The following is an 18,737-nucleotide window of genomic DNA, read 5'->3' as shown; positions in this document are numbered from 1 at the left end:
ATTTTGGGCGATTGAAGGTCGAAACTCGTTGCCGTGTCAGCCAAAACGCGCGGACAACCTGCGCCGCGCACTAATCCGCAGCCGGATCGACCGTGTTGGCGAGAATCCGGCGCAACATGCTTTTTAGAAAACCCACTTCCTCGGGCGTGAACCCGGCGAGCGCTTTCTCGACCACGCCGCCGAAGATCTCGGGCATGTGCGCCGCGAGGCGTCGCCCCTCGGGCGTCACCGCCAGACGAACCGCGCGCCGATCCTCCGAACTGCGCACACGGGAAAGCAGATTACGCTTTTCCAGCCGATCGATCAGCCGAGTGACCGCGCTTGCGTCGATCCCGTAGTCGCGCGCGAGCTCCGCCGCCAGCGAGCACCGGCCGCTCGCGATCATGAACAGCATGCTCGCTTGGGTGCTGGTGATGCCCAGTTCGCTGAGCGTGCGCTGCGTCACGAGGTTCGAGAGGCTCGACTTCACCCGGGCAAGCAGATAGCCGACGCTCTCATCGATCTGGTAGCCGCATAGCTCCGGCGGAAGCGGCGTGGAGGAATCCGACATGGCGATTTCCGTGCGATTGCAATAGTTGACTAGGCATGATTATACGCACGGTCGCGGCGACCCGACAAGCATCGCTCCCGTCATGCCTGTCTTTTTTAAGCAACCTCTTAAAGCAAACGCCCATTATGCCGCCGGATGCGGAACGTTGCTTGCAACCGAGCAGGCAAGGATGTGGCGGGGACGGCCGCCGCTTTCGAGCGGCTTCGCGAGTTTGCGGGGCTGGCGTCACGCGCGCGTGGTAGAATCTCAAGTTACCCAAAAAGTACGCGCGCCAGTTTTTCGAGGTCGTCTTCCCGTCGCCTAATGTCTCCCAACGGCATCGCGGCGTCGGCATCCAGTTTCCGTTTCGCGTACGCAACCGTCTCTTACTTCTATGACTCGCGCCCTTCGCAACATCGCCATCATTGCCCACGTCGACCACGGCAAGACCACGCTCGTCGACCAACTGCTTCGCCAGTCGGGCACGTTCCGAGAAAACCAGCAAATCGCGGAACGCGTGATGGACTCGAACGACATCGAAAAAGAGCGTGGCATCACCATCTTGGCGAAAAACTGCGCCGTCGAGTACGAGGGTACGCACATCAATATCGTCGATACGCCGGGGCATGCCGATTTCGGTGGAGAAGTCGAGCGCGTCTTGTCGATGGTCGACTCGGTGCTGTTGCTGGTCGACGCCGTCGAAGGGCCGATGCCGCAAACGCGCTTCGTGACGAAGAAGGCGCTCGCCCTGGGCCTGAAGCCGATCGTCGTCGTCAACAAGATCGACCGGCCCGGCGCGCGCATCGACTGGGTCATCAATCAGACCTTCGATTTGTTCGACAAGCTGGGCGCCACCGAGGAGCAGCTCGACTTTCCGATCGTCTACGCGTCGGGCCTGAACGGCTACGCCTCGCTCGATCCGGCCGCTCGCGAAGGCGATATGCGCCCGCTGTTCGAGGCGATCCTCGAGCATGTGCCCGTGCGCGCGGCCGACCCCGACGCGCCGCTGCAGTTGCAGATCACCTCGCTCGATTATTCGACTTACGTGGGCCGGATCGGCGTCGGGCGCGTTGCGCGCGGGCGCATCAAGCCGGGCCAAGCCGTCGCGCTGCGTTTCGGGCCCGAGGGCGCAGTGCTCAACCGCAAGATCAACCAGGTGCTCTCGTTCCAGGGGCTCGATCGCGTGCTGGTCGAGGAGGCGCAGGCGGGCGACATCGTCCTCATCAACGGCATCGAAGATATCGGTATCGGCGCAACGATCTGCGCGCCCGATACGCCTGAAGCGCTGCCGATGATCACCGTGGACGAACCCACGCTCACGATGAACTTCCTCGTGAATTCGTCGCCGCTCGCGGGCAAGGAAGGCAAGTTCGTCACGAGCCGCCAGATTCGCGATCGCCTGACGCGCGAGCTCAACCACAACGTTGCGTTGCGTGTGCGCGACACCGGCGACGAAACGGTTTTCGAAGTGTCGGGCCGCGGCGAGCTGCATCTGACGATTCTGATCGAGAACATGCGGCGCGAGGGCTATGAGCTTGCCGTATCGCGTCCGCGCGTCGTCTTGCATGAAATCGACGGCGTCAAGCACGAGCCGTACGAGCAGTTGACCGTCGACGTCGAAGACGGCCATCAGGGCGGCGTGATGGAAGAATTGGGACGCCGCAAGGGCGAATTGCTCGACATGGCGTCGGACGGGCGCGGTCGCACGCGTCTCGAGTACAAGATCCCGGCGCGTGGCCTGATCGGCTTTCAGGGGGAATTCATGACCCTCACGCGCGGCACCGGCTTGATGAGCCACGTGTTCGACGAGTATGCCCCCGTGAAGGAAGGCACGCTGGGCGAGCGCCGCAACGGTGTGCTGATCTCGCAGGACGACGGCGCGGCCGTGGCGTATGCGCTGTGGAAGCTGCAAGACCGCGGCCGGATGTTCGTCAAGCCCGGCGACGCGTTGTACGAAGGCATGATCATCGGCATTCACAGCCGCGACAACGATCTCGTCGTGAATCCGATCAAGGGCAAGCAATTGACCAACGTGCGCGCCTCGGGCACCGACGAAGCGGTTCGCCTCGTGCCGCCGATCCAAATGTCGCTCGAATACGCAGTGGAATTCATCGACGACGACGAACTCGTCGAAGTCACGCCGCAGTCGATTCGCCTGCGCAAGCGCTATTTGAAGGAGCACGAGCGCCGCCGCGCGAGCCGCGAAGGCGCCGCCGACTGACGTGGCGGGGCGCGCATAGCGCCGCCGGCAGCTCTGCCGTATTCCCTGGCGTACATTCGAAAGCCGTCCCTTTTCGGGGCGGCTTTTTGCTTGCTGGACGGGCGATTGCAGTGGCTACGGCCCATCTCGAATATTCGATTTGTGATATGCTGCGCCGAGCTAGTTTTAGGTCCTTCCAAGCAAGACTTGATTCGCGCAATCCGCTAAACGGTCAGGCCGTGTCGCGGAAGGTTGAGTAACCCGCTATTTCTCGAGAAGCTCGAAGAAAGGTGAGCGTAAACATGATGAAGCAATTCCAGCTGAACTCGTACTTGTTCGGCGGCAATGCTCCGTACGTTGAAGAACTGTACGAGCAATACCTTGATAACCCGGCGTCCGTTCCCGACAACTGGCGCGAATACTTCGACGCGTTGCAGAACGTGCCTGCCTCGGACGGCAGCGCGGCCAGCGACGTGGCCCATGGCCCTATCGTCGAATCGTTCGCCCAGCGCGCGAAGGCCAACGCGTTCATTCCGCGCGAAGCCGGCGAGAATCTGGGCACTGCACGCAAGCAAGTCCACGTTCAGTCCCTCATCAGCGCTTATCGATTCCTCGGCTCGCAATGGGCCAATCTCGATCCGCTCAAGCGCCGCGAACGTCCCGCCATTCCCGAGCTGGAGCCTGGCTTCTACGACTTCACCGAAGCCGACATGGACCAGACGTTCAGCGCGAGCAACCTGTATTTCGGGTTCGAGCAAGCGTCGCTGCGCGATATCGTCAAGGGCCTGCGCGACACCTACTGCGGCACGATCGGCGCCGAATTCATGTACATCAGCGATCCCGAGCAAAAGCGCTGGTGGCAAGAGAAGCTCGAGTCGATTCGCGCCACGCCGAACTTCTCGGCCGATAAAAAGAAGCACATTCTCAACCGCTTGACGGCCGCCGAAGGCCTCGAGCGCTATCTGCACACGAAATACGTCGGCCAGAAGCGTTTCTCGCTCGAAGGCGGCGAGAGCTTCATCGCGGCGATGGACGAAGTCGTTCGCCATGCGGGTGCGAACGGCGTGCAGGAAATCGTCATCGGTATGGCCCACCGCGGTCGTCTGAACGTGCTCGTCAATACGCTCGGCAAAATGCCGTCGGATCTGTTCGCCGAATTCGAAGGCAAGCATGTCGACGATCTGCCGGCCGGCGACGTCAAGTACCACAAAGGGTTCTCGTCGGATGTCTCGACCGAAGGCGGTCCGGTGCATCTGTCGCTCGCATTCAACCCGTCGCACCTCGAAATCGTCAACCCGGTCGTCGAGGGTTCGGCGAAGGCGCGGATGGATCGCCGCGGCGACGAACGCGGCGCGCAAGTGCTGCCGGTGCAGATTCACGGCGATGCCGCCTTCGCGGGCCAAGGCGTCGTGATGGAAACGCTGAACCTCGCGCAAACACGCGGTTACGGCACGCATGGCACGTTGCACATCGTCATCAACAACCAGATCGGCTTCACGACGTCCGACCCGCGCGACGCGCGCTCGACGCTGTATTGCTCGGACGTCGTCAAGATGATCGAAGCGCCGGTGCTGCACGTGAACGGCGACGATCCGGAAGCGGTCGTGCTGGCCACGCAGATCGCGATCGATTTCCGCATGCAGTTCCAGAAGGATGTCGTGCTCGACATCGTCTGCTTCCGCAAGCTCGGCCACAACGAGCAGGATACGCCGGCGGTCACGCAGCCGCTGATGTACAAGAAGATCGCTCAGCACCCCGGCACGCGCGCACTCTACGCCGACAAGCTCGTGCAGCAAGGCGTGATCACGGCGGAAGACGCCGAGACGTTCATCAAGGCGTTCCGTCAAGCGATGGACGAAGGCCATCACACGATCGACCCGGTGCTCTCGAACTACAAGAGCAAGTACGCAGTCGACTGGGTGCCGTTCCTGAACCGCAAGTGGACGGACGCGGCCGATACGGCGGTGCCGCTGGCCGAGCTCAAGCGTTTGGCCGAACGTGTCACGACCGTCCCTGCGAACTTCAAAGTGCATCCGCTCGTCGAGCGCGTCATCAACGACCGCCGTGCGATGGGCCGCGGCGAGGCGCCGCTCGATTGGGGCATGGGCGAGCATCTGGCCTACGCTTCGCTCGTCGCATCGGGTTACGCCGTGCGCTTGACGGGTCAGGATTCCGGCCGCGGGACGTTCACGCACCGGCACGCCGTGCTGCATGACCAAAACCGCGAGCGTTGGAACGACGGTACTTACATTCCGCTGCAAAACGTGGCCGACGGCCAAGCGAAGTTCACGGTCATCGACTCGGTGCTGTCCGAGGAAGCCGTGCTGGGCTTCGAGTACGGCTATTCGACGGCCGAGCCGAACACGCTCGTCGCGTGGGAAGCGCAGTTCGGCGATTTCGCCAACGGCGCTCAAGTCGTGATCGACCAATTCATCTCGTCGGGCGAAGTGAAGTGGGGCCGCGTCTCGGGCCTGACGATGCTGCTGCCGCACGGCTACGAAGGGCAGGGTCCCGAGCATTCGTCGGCGCGTATCGAGCGCTACCTGCAGCTGTGCGCGGAGCACAACATGCAGGTCGTGCAGCCCACGACGCCCGCGCAGATCTTCCACCTGCTGCGCCGGCAGATGATTCGTCTGTTCCGCAAGCCGCTGATCGTGGCCACGCCGAAGTCGCTGTTGCGCCACAAAGAGGCGGTGTCGGACCTGTCGGAGCTGGCGAACGGTTCGTTCCAGCCGGTTTTGGGCGAAATGGACAGGGCGATCGATGCGAAGAAGGTCAAGCGCGTGGTCGTCTGTTCGGGCCGCGTCTACTACGACCTGATCGCGCATCGCCGCGAGGTGAAGTCGAACGACGTCGCGATTTTCCGTATCGAGCAGTTGTACCCGTTCGCGCACAAGCAGTTCGAAGCGGAGTTGAAGAAGTACGACAACGTGACGGAAGTGGTGTGGGTGCAGGACGAGCCGCAAAACCAAGGGCCGTGGTTCTACATCGAGCACCACCTGAAGGAAGGCATGAGGGAAGGGCAGAAGCTGGCTTACAGCGGTCGCCCGGCTTCGGCCTCGCCCGCGGTCGGCTACTACGCCAAGCACTACGAGCAGCAGAAGGCGCTGATCGAAGGCGCGTTCGGCCGGCTCAAAAGCGCATCGATCGCTAAATAACTAGACGATTGCGAACCGGGAAGGCGCGAGGCGCTTTCCCGCGTCGCTTCGAAGCGCGATGCGCGCGCGACGACGCGAGGCCGGTTCGCCTCCCACACCAGATCAAGAGTTTAGGAAAGTTCAAATGGCTATTGTTGAGGTCAAGGTTCCGCAGTTTTCGGAGTCGGTTTCGGAAGGTACGATGCTGCAGTGGAAGAAGAAGCCCGGCGAGGCGGTGACGCGCGACGAGATCCTCGTCGAGATCGAAACCGACAAGGTCGTGCTGGAAGTCCCGGCCCCCGATTCGGGCGTGCTGGCCGAGGTGCTCGTCGCCGACGGCGCGATCGTGGAATCGGAGCAGTTGCTTGCGAAGATCGACACCGAAGGCAAGGCCGGCGCAGCGGCGGCTCCGGCTGCGGCCGCAGCGCCGGCGGCCGCCGCAGCGCCTGCCGCTGTTGCAGCCGCACCCGCTGCCGTCACGGCAGGCGGTGCGCCTTCGCCTGCGGCTGGCAAATTGATGGCCGAGAAGAACCTCACGGCCGACCAGGTAGCAGGCACGGGCCGCGACGGCCGCATCACGAAGGGCGACGTGCTGGCAGCGGGTGCGCCCGCCGCACGCGCGCCGGCTGCCGCGCCCGCGGCAAAGCCGGCCAAGCCGTCGCTGCCGGACGTGAAGGCGCCGGCTTCGGCCGAAGCTTGGCTGCAAAATCGCCCCGAGCAGCGCGTGCCGATGTCGCGTTTGCGTGCGCGTATCGCCGAGCGTTTGCTCGAGTCCCAGCAAACGAACGCCATTCTCACGACGTTCAACGAAGTGAACATGGCGCCCGTGATGGACCTGCGCAACAAGTACAAGGACAAGTTCGAGAAGGAGCACGGCGTCAAACTCGGCTTCATGTCGTTCTTCGTGAAGGCCGCGGTGCATGCGCTGAAGAAGTTCCCGCTCGTGAACGCGTCGATCGACGGTAACGACATCGTCTATCACGGCTATTTCGATATCGGTATCGCCGTCGGGTCGCCGCGCGGCCTCGTCGTGCCGATCCTGCGCAACGCCGATCAAATGTCGCTCGCCGACATCGAAAAGAAGATTGCCGAGTTCGGCCAAAAGGCGAAGGACGGCAAGCTCTCGATCGAAGAAATGACGGGCGGCACGTTCTCGATCTCGAACGGCGGCGTGTTCGGCTCGATGCTCTCGACGCCGATCATCAACCCGCCGCAATCGGCCATCCTCGGCGTGCATGCCACGAAGGAGCGCGCCGTGGTCGAAAACGGTCAGATCGTCATCCGCCCGATGAACTATCTCGCACTCTCGTACGACCACCGGATCATCGACGGCCGCGAAGCCGTGCTGTCGCTCGTGGCGATGAAAGATGCGCTCGAGGACCCGGCTCGCTTGCTGCTCGATCTGTAATGCTCGTGCTCGCCGCATGCCGGCGAGCACATTCCATCGCACCGAACGAAACCACATCGCGGCGCGTCATCCGTCGCGCCACGATGTGCCAGCAAAAGGATTGTCATGTCCCAAGAATTTGACGTCGTCGTGATCGGCGCCGGCCCGGGCGGCTATATCGCCGCGGTCCGAGCTGCGCAGCTCGGCAAGACGGTCGCCTGTATCGAAAAATGGAAGAACCCAGCCGGCGCGCTCAAGCTGGGCGGCACATGCTTGAACGTTGGCTGTATTCCGTCGAAGGCTTTGCTCGCTTCCTCGGAAGAGTTCGAAAACGCGTCGCACCACCTCGACGTGCATGGCATCAGCACGAGCGGCGTGAAGATCGACATCGCCAAGATGATGGCGCGCAAGGACGGCATCGTCGAGAAGATGACGGGCGGCATCGAGTATCTGTTCAAGAAGAACAAGGTCACGTGGCTCAAGGGTCACGGCAAGCTCGTCGGGAAGAACGACGGCGGCATGCAGATCGAAGTCAGCGGCGAAGGTGCGACCGAGGTCGTGACGGCCAAGAACGTCATCATCGCGACCGGCTCGAAGGCACGCCACTTGCCGAACGTGCCCGTGGACAACAAGATCGTTGCCGATAACGAAGGCGCGCTCGCGTTCGACTCGGTGCCCAAGAAGCTCGCCGTCATCGGCGCCGGCGTGATCGGCCTCGAACTCGGCTCGGTATGGCGCCGTCTGGGCGCCGAAGTGACGGTGCTCGAGGCGCTGCCCCAGTTCCTCGGCGCGGCGGACGAAGCGCTCGCCAAGGAAGCGGCGAAGCTGTTCAAGAAGCAGGGCCTCGAAATTCACCTCGGCGTGAAGATCGACGAGGTGAAGACGTCCAAGAACGGCGTGACGATCGCCTATGCGGACAAGGACGGCAACGCGCAAACGCTAGAAGCCGATCGCTTGATCGTATCGGTCGGCCGTGTGCCCAACACCGATAACCTCGGTCTCGAATCGATCGGCCTGAAGACGAACGAGCGCGGCTTCATCGACGTGGACGAGCACTGCCGCACGAGCGTGCCGAACGTCTATGCCATCGGCGACGTCGTGCGCGGGCCGATGCTGGCGCACAAGGCCGAAGACGAAGGCTCGCTGGTTGCCGAAGTCATCGACGGTCAGAAGCCGCACATCGACTACAACTGCATTCCGTGGGTGATCTACACCGAGCCCGAGATTGCATGGGTCGGTAAGACGGAGCAGCAGTTGAAGGCGGAAGGCCGCGAGATCAAGAAGGGGCAATTCCCGTTCTCGATCAACGGCCGTGCGCTCGGTATCGCGAAGCCGGACGGTTTCGTGAAGATGATCGCCGATGCGAAAACGGACGAATTGCTCGGCGTGCATATCATCGCGGCGAACGCTTCCGATTTGATCGCCGAAGCCGTGGTTGCGATGGAGTTCAAGGCCGCGTCGGAAGACATCGGCCGTATCTGCCACCCGCATCCGTCCTTGTCCGAAGTGATGCGCGAGGCGGCGCTCGACGTCGACAAGCGCGCGCTGAACAAGTAACGGCTTGCGCCCGGCGTTGCGGCCGGTGCGCCGAGGCCACGACGAAGGCGGGCGGGCAAATCCCTCCCGCCTTCGTTTTTTGTGTTTCCACGATGAACGTCATCGAATACTACGAGAACGAGCTCAAGACGCGGGGTTACGGGCCCGATGCGGCGCAATTGGCGGCGGTCGAGCGTTTGCAGCGCTGCTACGAAGAGTGGGTTGCCTATAAGGCGCGTCGGTCCAATGCGCTGCGCAAGCTGATCGTCCATCCGCAACTGCCACGGGGCGTCTATATGTGGGGCGGTGTCGGGCGCGGCAAGAGCTTTCTCATGGACAGTTTCTATGCGGTCGTGCCGGTGCAACGCAAGACGCGGATTCACTTCCATGAATTCATGCGTGAAGTGCATCGCGTGCTCGAAGAGCTGAAAGGACAGGCCGATCCGCTCGATGAACTCGCGCGGCGCACGGCGAAACGGTATCGCTTGATTTGCTTCGACGAGTTCCACGTCTCCGATATCGCCGATGCGATGATCCTGTATCGGTTGCTCGACCGGCTGTTCATGAACGGCGTGCAGTTCGTGATGACGTCCAATTACGATCCGGACACGCTGTATCCCGATGGATTGCACCGCGACCGTGTACTGCCCGCGATCGAGCTCGTCAAATCGCAGCTCGACGTGCTCAACGTGGACGCGGGCATCGATTATCGCCAGCGTACGCTTGCGCAAGTGAGCGTCTACCATACGCCGCTCGGCGCACAGGCCGATCGTGCCTTGCGCGAGGCTTATGCTCAATTGGCGGCGGTGCCCGACGAAAGCCCGATTCTGCATATCGAAAAGCGTGAAATCAAGGCGCTGCGCCGCGCCGACGGCGTAGTGTGGTTCGACTTCGCAACGCTTTGCGGAGGTCCGCGCTCGCAGAACGATTACCTCGAACTGGCGACGCGTTTTCATACCGTCATTCTTTCTGACGTTCCGCAGATGTCGCCGCGCATGGCGTCGGAGGCACGCCGCTTCACTTGGCTCGTCGACGTGTTTTACGACCATAAGGTCAAGCTGTTGATGTCGGCGGCGGTGCGTGCGGAAGCGCTCTATGTCGAAGGGCCGATGGCGAACGAGTTCGCCCGTACCGTTTCGCGTCTCGTCGAGATGCAGTCCAAGGAATACCTCGAAACGCCGCGTCGAGTGGCCGATACGTCGCTCACGTAAACGATCGCGCGGGGCGCTTGCCGGCATGAACGGCATTTTCGGAGTATTCCGATAGTCATCGCGCCAGCCCGGGCATATCGTGCATTTCCTTGTTCTGAGAAGGAGGCGCCTATGACCCCATACAGCGACATGACGGATGACCAATGGCGGAGCGTCGTGCCGCTCTTTCCGGAGTTCAATTCTCGCGGCCGGGGTCGAGGCCGCCCGTTGACCGATACCCGGGCGGTGCTCAATGGCGTGCTATGGGTGATCTATAGCAACGCGGCCTGGGCATCCTTGCCCAAGCGTTATCCGGCATATCAAACGTGCCATCGGCGTTTCAAGGCATGGCACGCGGCGGGTGTCTTCCAGCAAATCCTCACTCGGCTATACGGCGACGCGGGCTTGGATCTGTGCGAAGCCATCAAAGCCCGCATGCGGGTGAAAAGCGTTACGAAGCAGCCGCGCGTGCCGGCGACGCCGTTCGTCACCGTGAACCTGCCGAAGCTGACCTACCTTGCCTCACTGCGCCGCGCGGCATGACGATGCCGCGACGTTAGCACCGGCCACCGATCAGTGGCCGGCTGTGCGCTTGCGAAAGCGAATGCTGCGCTAAGCGGCGGGGCGAGTTAGTTCTGCGCTTGCGCGGCCGAGTCTTGCCGAATCCACGTCTGTGACCGGCCAATCAGAGAAAAGCCGATGTAGCCGCGCACGACGAGTTTTTGACCGCCGTCCTCGAGGTGCATGTTGCACTTGTAGACCTTGCCGTTTTCGGGGTCGAGGATATTGCCGCCGTCCCACTTGTCGCCGTCCTGCTTCATGTTCTTGATGATCGTCATGCCGAGAATGAGCTGGTCTTTGCGCTCATCCGTGCAGGCGGTGCAGCGCTTGCCGGGTTTATCGGCCGGATTGAGGCCCTTGATGACTTTGCCGCTCAGCGTGCCGTCCTCGCTTTGCGAAATCTGAACGAGCGCCTTCGGTTGATGTGTGTTGTCGTCGATGGTTTGCCAGACGCCCACCGGCGTTTGGCTCGCCTGCGCGAACGCGGCAGCGGCGCCGAAAAGCAAAGCCCCCGCGATGGCTGCGCGTTTCACGGTGTTCCACGCGGTTGTCTTGGCGTGATGCGAGAAGTGCGTCATGTTTCCTCCTGTTTGTGAACCGTCTGTCGTCTTCCAGTGCGCGGCGGCGAATCGAGTCGCGTCGCGTCTTCTATGAATCCGCCCAGGATACGCGTGAAAAATTCCGCTCGTTTAATAGTGGTACCTCTAATCGGAACGAGACGCCCGGGCATCGGCGGGGTGCTCGGGCAGCCTTCCATGGCATCCCATAGGCCTCAATAAAGCTGATACGAAAAGGTCGCGTTGAGCCTCGGGCTGCGCGATGCGCTTTCGATCGGCGCGTCCCCAATGGCCTTGGCGATAGACAGATCGAGGTTGTAGTGCTTGTTGTCGCTGATGCGGAACCCGAGTGCCACCGACGCCAGCTTGCTCGGCGCAGTGGGCCCGTTATGCAGGTAGACGCGCGCCATGTCGAACGAGAGGTAGGGCGTGAGCGTCTGCAAATAGCGGGACGTCACCGCAATCGCGCGGTTGACTTCGAACGATGCGCCGAATCCCGAGTCGCCCGCGGCTTCGCCCGGCTCGTAACCGAGTGCGAAGCGTTGCGCACCGAAGGCGATTTGCTCGGAAGTCGGCAGCGCATCCGGACTGTATTGCCCCGTGAGCGCTATAGCCGTTCCGATCTTGAACGGCCATTCGTTGGTCTGCGAAAAGCTTGCCGCGGTGCGAACGAAGGTCAGGGAGACGGGGTTCGTTTCGGTCACGCCCGGAAGGTTCGTGGCGGCCGCCTTCGATGCGCCCAGCACGTCGAACGCCTTGGCGACGTTCAGGCTTGCGCGGCGCGTTTGCCCCCGGCGGGTATCGGCATAGTCGAGCTGCGCTTGCACGACGCGCACTTGCGACCGCAAGGATAGCGTCGCTCCCGTGAGCGTGTTCAGATAACCGTTCTCGTCATGGGAGGCATAGGCGGACACGGTGCCCATGAGGCTGCGCGTATTGCTCAAATAGATTGGGTAGGCGGCCGCCAGCCCGAGTTTCTCGTTCACCACGGTGCGCCTGATGTACGACGGCAGGCCCGGATTGTCGACGGGATGGCCGCGATAGTGCGAGCCGTTGAGCTTGGCGACGAGCCCCTCGTCGCCAAGCGGGAGTGCGCCCTGGAAAGCATAGAAACTTTGGTTGTCGCGGCCTTTCGGTACCAGAGTAGAGGCGCTCAGCACTTCGCCGAGCGAAGCTAAGCCGTTTTCCGTGACGGTCACGAGGCCTTGTATACCCGGGTGATGAAAGTCGATTCCGGTGGCGACGTTCAAGGGCTTGCGCTCGACGTTCAGCGCGAGCGTGGTCGCACCGTTGGTTGTCTGCGGCGGCTGCACCGAGGCGGCGATTTTGACGCCGGGCAGCAGCCCCAAGGCATTGACGTAACGCTCGAACGTGGCGCGGCGCAGCGGGCGTTCGTTGCGAATGTGTGCGGCGATGTCGCGGATCTTGCGCTCCGTGCCGCCCGGGTTGCCCGTGATCTCGACGCTCGCTACATAGCCCTCGACCACCGTGACATGCACGACGCCGTTTTCGAACGTCTGCGCGGGGATGAATGCGAACGAAAGCGCGTAGCCTCGCGTTTGATAAAGGCGCGTTACGGCATTGGCGGCTTCGACGAGCGTGCCGATCGTGATGTCTTTGCCGACCAGCGCGCTGAAATGCCGAGCGACATCGGCGAACGCGATCGCCTTTACGCCGTCGATCTGCACCTTGCTCGGCGTCAGATGGGTGCCGAGCAACTGCTCCAGTTGCCGAGTGTTCGGCTCGATCTGCACGCTGATGCGAGGTTCGCGGTTGGGCGTTCGGATTTGCGGCAATGCATCGAGCGGGTTGCCGCTCGCGGCCGGCCTTGCTTGCCCGAATGCCGAGCTTGCCGTGCTCGCGACGGCGACGCAGAGCCAAATCCATTGGTTCGGTGTCCTAATCATTTGTCATCCTCGTCGGCCCATTTTTTTTGAGCGAGCCCTATGGGACTCTGCTTGGTTCGTTCGTTCGTTCGTTCGTTCGTCGCGGAGCGCGCTCGAACGCAATGTTTCTCCGACGCGCGGGCGATGGGGGCTCGCGCGTCGGTTGCCGCGATTAAGGCGCTAAGGCGCCAAGGCCCGAAGGCCCGAAGGCCCGAAGGCCCGAAGGCCCTCAAGGCAGTTTGCCGGCCAGCGGCGAGGCTCCTCCAAGCAGCGAGTTCAGGCCGCCTATGGGCGAACTCGTTCCGGTGCTCGCGGTGCCTGCCGAGCCGAGCGCGCTGGTGAGCGGCGCCAGCGGGCTGGTGGCGCCGGCGCCGGACAGCAGCCCCGTGAGCGACGACAGCGGTCCTCCCGGGCTTGCGCTCCCGCCACCGGTCGAGGGCGTGCCCGGTTGCACGCTGTTCGTCGAGCTGCCGACGAGGCTCGTGATGAGGCCCGGGATCGGCGCGGCGCCGTTGGGTCCGTTCGGATTGACGAGGCCGCCCGCGTTCGTGACGGTATTGCCCAGGCCCGATATCAAACGGCCGACGTCCGCTGCGAGCGGGTTGCCCGATGCGCCTGCCACTTGAGCGCCGGCGCTCTGGACCGCGCCGCCGATCTGGCCGAGCAGGCCCGAGACCGGCTGGCCGATGCCCGTCGTCGTGCCGACGCTTTGGGTTTGCTGGCCGAGCGTGACCACGAGCGGCGTGATAGCCGAGCTGAGCGGCTGCGTGACCTGCTGCACGGCCGATGAAGCAAGCGTATTGCCGAGCACTTGGCCACCGGCGCTAATGCCGTTCGCGGCCGTGGTCAACGCCCCGGCGACCGGGGTCGTCACCTGGGCTAGCGGGGCAAGCGGCCCCTGGCCCAGGGCGTTGACCGTCGATGCGACGCCCGCAACCACTCCCCCGGTGGCGCCGATCGTCGAACCCATGCCCGCGACCGTCGTGCCTACCGGGTCGGAGGTCGAGCCGATCTGGCCCAGGCCGCTGCTGACTGCGTTGGCGGCCGCGTCGAGCACGCCTCCCGTAGCGGCTACGGTGCCGCCCACGCCTTGCGTCAGAGCCGGGCTGACGCCGGGGATGGCGGTCGAGGAAATGGTATTGCCCAAATCCGAGGCCGTGGCGCCGAGCGTGGTCAGGGCACCCGAAGTTGCGGCCGCCGTCGGTGCGGGCGTTGGGCCGGGCTGCGGTTGAGGCGTCACCGAGCCGCCGGCGTTTGCCGCGGGCGGCGCGGACAATTCGCTCCCGCCGCAGGCCGACAGCAGGTAGGCGACGGCGAACGCCGTCAACGGTGCGCGCAGCGTCGTTGCATTGGTGCGGGCGGCGGCGACGATCGAACGGGTTTGCTTCTTCTTCGACATGGTTGTGCTCCTCGTGATGGATTGCTTCATTTCTTCGCGAGCGATCCCGCGAGTCCGCTCGTGATCGAAGAAAGGCCTGACAGCGGGTTCGCGCTGCCGGTGGTGGTGCCGCTGCCGCCCGTCAACGCGCCTGTGACCGTGGAGAGCAAGCCTGTTACGGGGGCGAGCGGGTTGGCGCCGGCCGACGTGCCGCCGGTCGGTGCGCCAACCGCCCCGGTGACGGTCGATACGAGGCCGGTGACTGGGCCGAGCGCACTGGCGGGAGAAGTCGTCGTCGACGCACCGAGCGTTCCGGTGACGGTCGATACGAGCCCGCTAAGCGGCGCTAGCGGATTGCCCGCCGAGCCGCCGCCTGCTGCGCCCGCGAGGCTCGAAAGGGCGCCGGTGAGCGGCGCGAGCGGGGTGCCCGCGTTGCCGCCCGTCACGAGGCCTCCGACCGATGTCGCGGCGGCGCCGGTCGAAGCAAGTACGCCGGCGACGGCGCTCGTGACAGGATTGCCGCCGGTCGATGCGATCGCGCCGCCGGCCCGGTTCAAGCCGCCGCTGATCGTGCCCAGCACGCCCGCCAGTTGCGGGCCGATTCCAGTGGACGTGCCGACGCTTTGTGTCATCGAACCGAGAACCGACGTAATAGGCGTGATGGCGGTGCTCAGCGGTTGCGTGACCTGCTGCACCGCGCCGCTCGTGAGCGCACCGCCGAGCGAAGCGCCAGCGCTGGAGATCGCGCCGCCGGCGGTAGCGAGGGCGCCGCCCAGCGGGCCGGTCACCGGAGCGAGCGGCGAAAGCGAGCCGCTGGCGCCGAGGCTCGTCACCAAGTTGCCGGCACTCGTGACGGCATTGCCAAGCTGCCCGACGGCCGGTCCGGCGCTAGCGAGCGTCGTCCCACCCGGGTTGCTCGTCGCGCCGATTTCTCCGAGGCCTTGCGATACGCCGTTGCCGAGCGTGGAGACCGCGCCGCCCACGTTCTGCAAGATGCCCCCGGCGGCCTGAGTCGTCTGGGGGCTGACTCCCGGCCACGTTTGTCGTGCGATCGCGGTTCCCGTGCTGGACACCGTCGAGCCGATGGCGCTGACGATGCCGCCCGTGCTGCCGATGACTTGGCCCGTCGCATTGGCAGTCGGCGTGGTCGTGCCGCCAGTTGTACCGGTGGCGCCGCCGGTACCGCTGCCGCTCGTCCCCGTGCCGCCGGCCGAAGACGATCCACCGCCCGTCGAGCCGCCGCTTCCCGCCGCGAGCGAGCCACCGCCTCCGCTGCCCGGACCTGAGCCGAGACCCTGGCTCAGCGTTCCCGAGCCGCCGCAGGCCGTGAGCGAAAGCAGCGTGGCGACCGCTGCGGTTATCCACGTATCGCGCAATACCCCGTAACGTTTATTTGGATTCATTGCTGCTCCTCGTATTGGGTTTATCGAATCAGTTGCGGGCGCAAGCACTGCAATGGGCATGCCAGTTCATTGCGCAATTGGCTGGCGGACCATCGGAAACGACGCGATTGCCCAACTGGGTATGGGTTTCGCGGCTTTGAATCCGGTTTACGAGAAGGTGGATAAACAGGAGGAATTGGGTGCGCGGCGGGATCGATCAAACCGAACGTAACGTAACGAGCAAGGCATTCCGTTACCGGCCGCGCCGTAACATGCGCATTGCCGTGCATCGGTCTGGTCTAGTGGAATCAATCTAAACTATCGTAACCCCTAGGGGAGCGCGGCTCACAAAGCATCCTTGATAAGGGTAGAGTCGCCCTGTAGCGCCATTGCTCGTTCAACTAGCTTCGGCCATAACGAAAACAACGCCGATCGAAAGGGAGGTGTGTATCGACCCATTCTCCGCAGGTCATCACTAGAATCGCGCAGTCACAGTCGCGTCGCGGGCTAACGCCACGCCAACGAAGCAATACACGAAGCACAAAAGGTCGGGCAACGAGGCTTGCTCCCGGCCTTTCGTTGTGTGCTTGCGAGCGAAATCCGCACGACGTTCACCGACTATACGAGGAGCAATATGAACCAGCTCATCAAGCGTTTCTTGCGCGACGATCGCGGCGTGACCGCCATCGAATACGCGCTCATCGCGGGACTCATTGCGGCTGCCATCGCCACGGTGGTCGGCAACATAGGAACGAATATCAACTCGGTGCTCGCCGCGGTCGCCGCTGCAATCAAACCTTCATAGCCGATTTGTAACAAATTTTTAAGGCGATTTACGGCTTGCTTTAAATCGCGGGGATGTGCTGATTGCTTTCGCAATCGGCAGGGATTCACTCGGTCTTTTCGGGCTATTCGTTCAATGAGCATGACGTTCGCGAGCGCCTTTTTTATCGCGTGGGCAGCAACCGTGGTGGGGTGCGACATACGCAATCGCCGGGTTCCGAATCGGCTCGTCGTGGCGGGCTTGACGGCGGCGCTAGCATGCGCCGCCCTGCATGCGTCGCCCTTCGCTATCGCGGCCTCGCAGGCCGCCTATGGGGCGGCCGCCGGCTGCTTCGCGTTGTTGCCGTTCTTCTTGCTGGGCGTCATGGGGGCGGCCGACGTCAAGGTATTTGCGGTGTTGGGCGCATGGTGCGGCGTCTCGGCGCTGCTCGACCTGTGGGTGTTGGCGAGCATCGCGGCAGGCGTGCATGCCGTTGCGCTGATCGTGGCCGCGCGAGCGAGCTCGCGCGCAGCTTCGGCTGCGGCGTGGTCGCCTTGGCGCAGCGCTCAGCCGGCGTTCTCGGTGGCGGGCCGCCGGGCGACGCCGTATGCGGCGTTGCTCTGCGGCGCGGCGATGGTGCACTGGCTCGGCGCCTTCGCGCAAGGTGCGGCGACATGAGGCGCATACCCGGCGGTGCATTGCGCCCGCGTGCCGCCGGTAGTGCGGCCGTCGAATTCGCTCTCGTATTTCCGCTGTTGTTCTCGGTGTTGTACGGCATCGTGACTTATAGCGTGTTGTTCGTCGCGGAGCAAAGCCTCACGTTGGCTGCCGAAGAGGGCGCACGCGCGGCGCTGAACTATCAAAACGCGGCAAGCGCGGCCGATGCGCTCTCGGCCCGCGGCAGCAACGCCTGCACCGTGGCGAGCCAGGCGGCAGCTTGGCTGGGCGCCTACGCGCGCTGCGCGGCGCAAAGCCAAAGCTGCAGCTACGACAGTGCCATGGACTGCGTGCAGGTCACGCTCACCTATGACTATGCGAATCATCCGATCGTGCCGACATTGCCGCTCTTGGGTTTTGCGCTGCCCAGTACGTTGTCGAGCGTGGCGACCGTGCAACTCGATCCGGAGAACCTGCTGTGAGGCGGCTCGCCGCATTCGTTCGTGCGGCCCGCGGCTGCGCGCGCCGGCGGCCTGACCGTGAATCGTCCGCGAGGAATCGAGCATGACCCATCTCAATCTGACGAAAATCGCAGCCGGGGCGCTGATCGCCGTGGCGCTGCTGCTCGGGCTCTACGCGTGGGCGTTGAGCCGTCATGCGGCGCCGCCGGCGCCGGTCGTCAAGCGCGCTGCGCCCGAGGCTGCTTTTCCGGTAGTCGTAGCTACCCGCCCGTTGCCGGCGGGTGCGCCGATCGCGGGCGATGGCCTACGCGTCGTGATGCTGCCGATGCGGCCCAGCGGGGCGTTTTCCGATGCGTCGCTCGTGACGCAGCGGGTGCCGCTATCGGACATCGGTGCCGACGTGCCCGTGCTCGAGGCGCAACTGTCGTCGGGATTCGCGGAACAAGTGGCGCCGGGCGAACGGGCCGTGGCCGTGCATATCGACGAAGCCAGCGCAGTCGGCAATCGCGTTCGGCCGGGCAATTTCGTGGACGTGTTTTTTACGCTCAAGCGCGACGGTGCGAGTCTCGGGCCCAATGCGGAGATCACGCGGTCGCAGACGCGCTTGTTGCTCTCGCGTGTGCGCGTGTTGGCTTTCGGCAGTACCGCGTCGGGCGCCGGCAACCCGGTTCAGTACGGCGTGGGTGTGCATACCGCCGTGCTGGCGGTGCCGACGGCGGACGTGGATCGGCTCGAATTGGCCGATAGCGCCGGGCACGTGCTCTTGGCGCTGCGCAATCCGCGCGATCCCGAGGTGCTCGCACCGGCAGCGAGCGTCCGCGCGGCTAGCGTCGTTCATACGAGCGCGTTCGTACGCCGCGGCGATGGGGCCGAAGCGTCGGCGCAGGCGGCGGCAGGGATCTCCCTGAACGAACTCTCGGGAGGCAGCGCGCCCATGCGCGCGGTTCCGAGACCGGTAGGGGCGCCCATCCGCTCTGTAGCCGGTATCGAGGTCATCCGTGCTGGGCAGATGCAAGCATCGGCGAATTGACCGGAGCATGGTCTCGCTAGGCGCTTTGCCGGTGAAGGCCATGCCGAAATGAGCGGCAACGCGACACGCGCCGGATGGGGCGG

At 63.9% G+C, this 18,737-nt stretch carries 14 protein-coding genes and 1 pseudogene; 10 read left to right on the top strand and 5 right to left on the bottom strand.

What is annotated here, in order from left to right; all coding sequences use genetic code 11:
• Positions 1–70 precede the first annotated feature (70 nt).
• Complete coding sequence (locus tag QQS38_RS19525) at positions 71–550, bottom strand: MarR family winged helix-turn-helix transcriptional regulator (protein WP_479647002.1); 480 nt, start codon at positions 548–550, stop codon at positions 71–73.
• Between the two features lie 373 nt (positions 551–923).
• On the opposite strand from QQS38_RS19525, the gene typA reads away from it, so the two are divergent.
• From typA to QQS38_RS19495, 6 genes are all read left to right on the top strand, one after another.
• Positions 924–2,750: a translational GTPase TypA gene (gene typA / locus QQS38_RS19520; RefSeq protein WP_479647001.1), complete on the top strand. Its 1,827-nt coding sequence runs from the start codon at positions 924–926 to the stop codon at positions 2,748–2,750.
• Positions 2,751–3,031: 281 nt separating this feature from the next.
• Positions 3,032–5,887 (top strand): 2-oxoglutarate dehydrogenase E1 component, encoded by a 2,856-nt coding sequence (locus tag QQS38_RS19515; RefSeq protein ID WP_479647000.1) that lies wholly within the window; start codon positions 3,032–3,034, stop codon positions 5,885–5,887.
• Between the two features lie 124 nt (positions 5,888–6,011).
• Positions 6,012–7,274, top strand: coding sequence for a 2-oxoglutarate dehydrogenase complex dihydrolipoyllysine-residue succinyltransferase (gene odhB / locus QQS38_RS19510; RefSeq protein ID WP_479646999.1), 1,263 nt, complete (start codon positions 6,012–6,014; stop codon positions 7,272–7,274).
• Positions 7,275–7,379: 105 nt separating this feature from the next.
• Positions 7,380–8,810, top strand: a complete 1,431-nt coding sequence (gene lpdA, locus QQS38_RS19505) for a dihydrolipoyl dehydrogenase (protein WP_479646998.1) — start codon at positions 7,380–7,382, stop codon at positions 8,808–8,810.
• Between the two features lie 92 nt (positions 8,811–8,902).
• Entirely contained in the window at positions 8,903–10,000 is a 1,098-nt protein-coding gene (gene zapE / locus QQS38_RS19500) for a cell division protein ZapE (RefSeq protein ID WP_479646997.1), read from the top strand.
• A 111-nt stretch (positions 10,001–10,111) separates the two neighbouring features.
• Positions 10,112–10,522, top strand: coding sequence for a transposase (locus tag QQS38_RS19495; RefSeq protein WP_479646996.1), 411 nt, complete (start codon positions 10,112–10,114; stop codon positions 10,520–10,522).
• A gap of 86 nt (positions 10,523–10,608) precedes the next feature.
• On the opposite strand, the gene QQS38_RS19490 is transcribed toward QQS38_RS19495, so the two are convergent.
• From QQS38_RS19490 to QQS38_RS19475, 4 genes and pseudogenes are all read right to left on the bottom strand, one after another.
• The gene (locus QQS38_RS19490) at positions 10,609–11,118 is read right to left on the bottom strand and encodes a DUF2147 domain-containing protein (RefSeq protein ID WP_479646995.1); all 510 of its coding nucleotides are present in this window, start codon (positions 11,116–11,118) and stop codon (positions 10,609–10,611) included.
• Between the two features lie 194 nt (positions 11,119–11,312).
• Positions 11,313–13,004, bottom strand: coding sequence for a ShlB/FhaC/HecB family hemolysin secretion/activation protein (locus QQS38_RS19485; protein ID WP_479646994.1), 1,692 nt, complete (start codon positions 13,002–13,004; stop codon positions 11,313–11,315).
• A gap of 208 nt (positions 13,005–13,212) precedes the next feature.
• Positions 13,213–14,382: a collagen-like triple helix repeat-containing protein gene (locus QQS38_RS19480; protein WP_479646993.1), complete on the bottom strand. Its 1,170-nt coding sequence runs from the start codon at positions 14,380–14,382 to the stop codon at positions 13,213–13,215.
• Positions 14,383–14,810: 428 nt separating this feature from the next.
• Positions 14,811–15,764 (bottom strand): annotated as a pseudogene (locus QQS38_RS19475) (collagen-like triple helix repeat-containing protein); the annotation flags it as partial.
• A gap of 613 nt (positions 15,765–16,377) precedes the next feature.
• Between QQS38_RS19475 and QQS38_RS19470 the strand changes: the two are divergent.
• The 4 genes from QQS38_RS19470 to cpaB all read left to right on the top strand — a co-directional run bounded on the left by QQS38_RS19470 (position 16,378) and on the right by cpaB (position 18,654).
• A complete protein-coding gene (locus QQS38_RS19470; protein ID WP_479646992.1) occupies positions 16,378–16,548 on the top strand; it encodes a Flp family type IVb pilin in 171 nt (56 codons plus the stop codon).
• Between the two features lie 114 nt (positions 16,549–16,662).
• On the top strand, positions 16,663–17,184 hold the full coding sequence (locus QQS38_RS19465; protein ID WP_479646991.1) for a prepilin peptidase: 522 nt from the start codon (positions 16,663–16,665) through the stop codon (positions 17,182–17,184).
• On the top strand, positions 17,181–17,645 hold the full coding sequence (locus QQS38_RS19460; RefSeq protein ID WP_479646990.1) for a TadE/TadG family type IV pilus assembly protein: 465 nt from the start codon (positions 17,181–17,183) through the stop codon (positions 17,643–17,645). Before QQS38_RS19465 ends, QQS38_RS19460 begins: the two co-directional genes overlap by 4 nt.
• An 82-nt stretch (positions 17,646–17,727) precedes the next feature.
• A complete protein-coding gene (gene cpaB, locus QQS38_RS19455) occupies positions 17,728–18,654 on the top strand; it encodes a Flp pilus assembly protein CpaB (protein ID WP_479646989.1) in 927 nt (308 codons plus the stop codon).
• Positions 18,655–18,737: the final 83 nt, after the last annotated feature.

It is taken from the genome of Trinickia sp. Z7, assembly GCF_056498045.1.
This window is presented reverse-complemented; position numbering and strand designations above follow the sequence as displayed.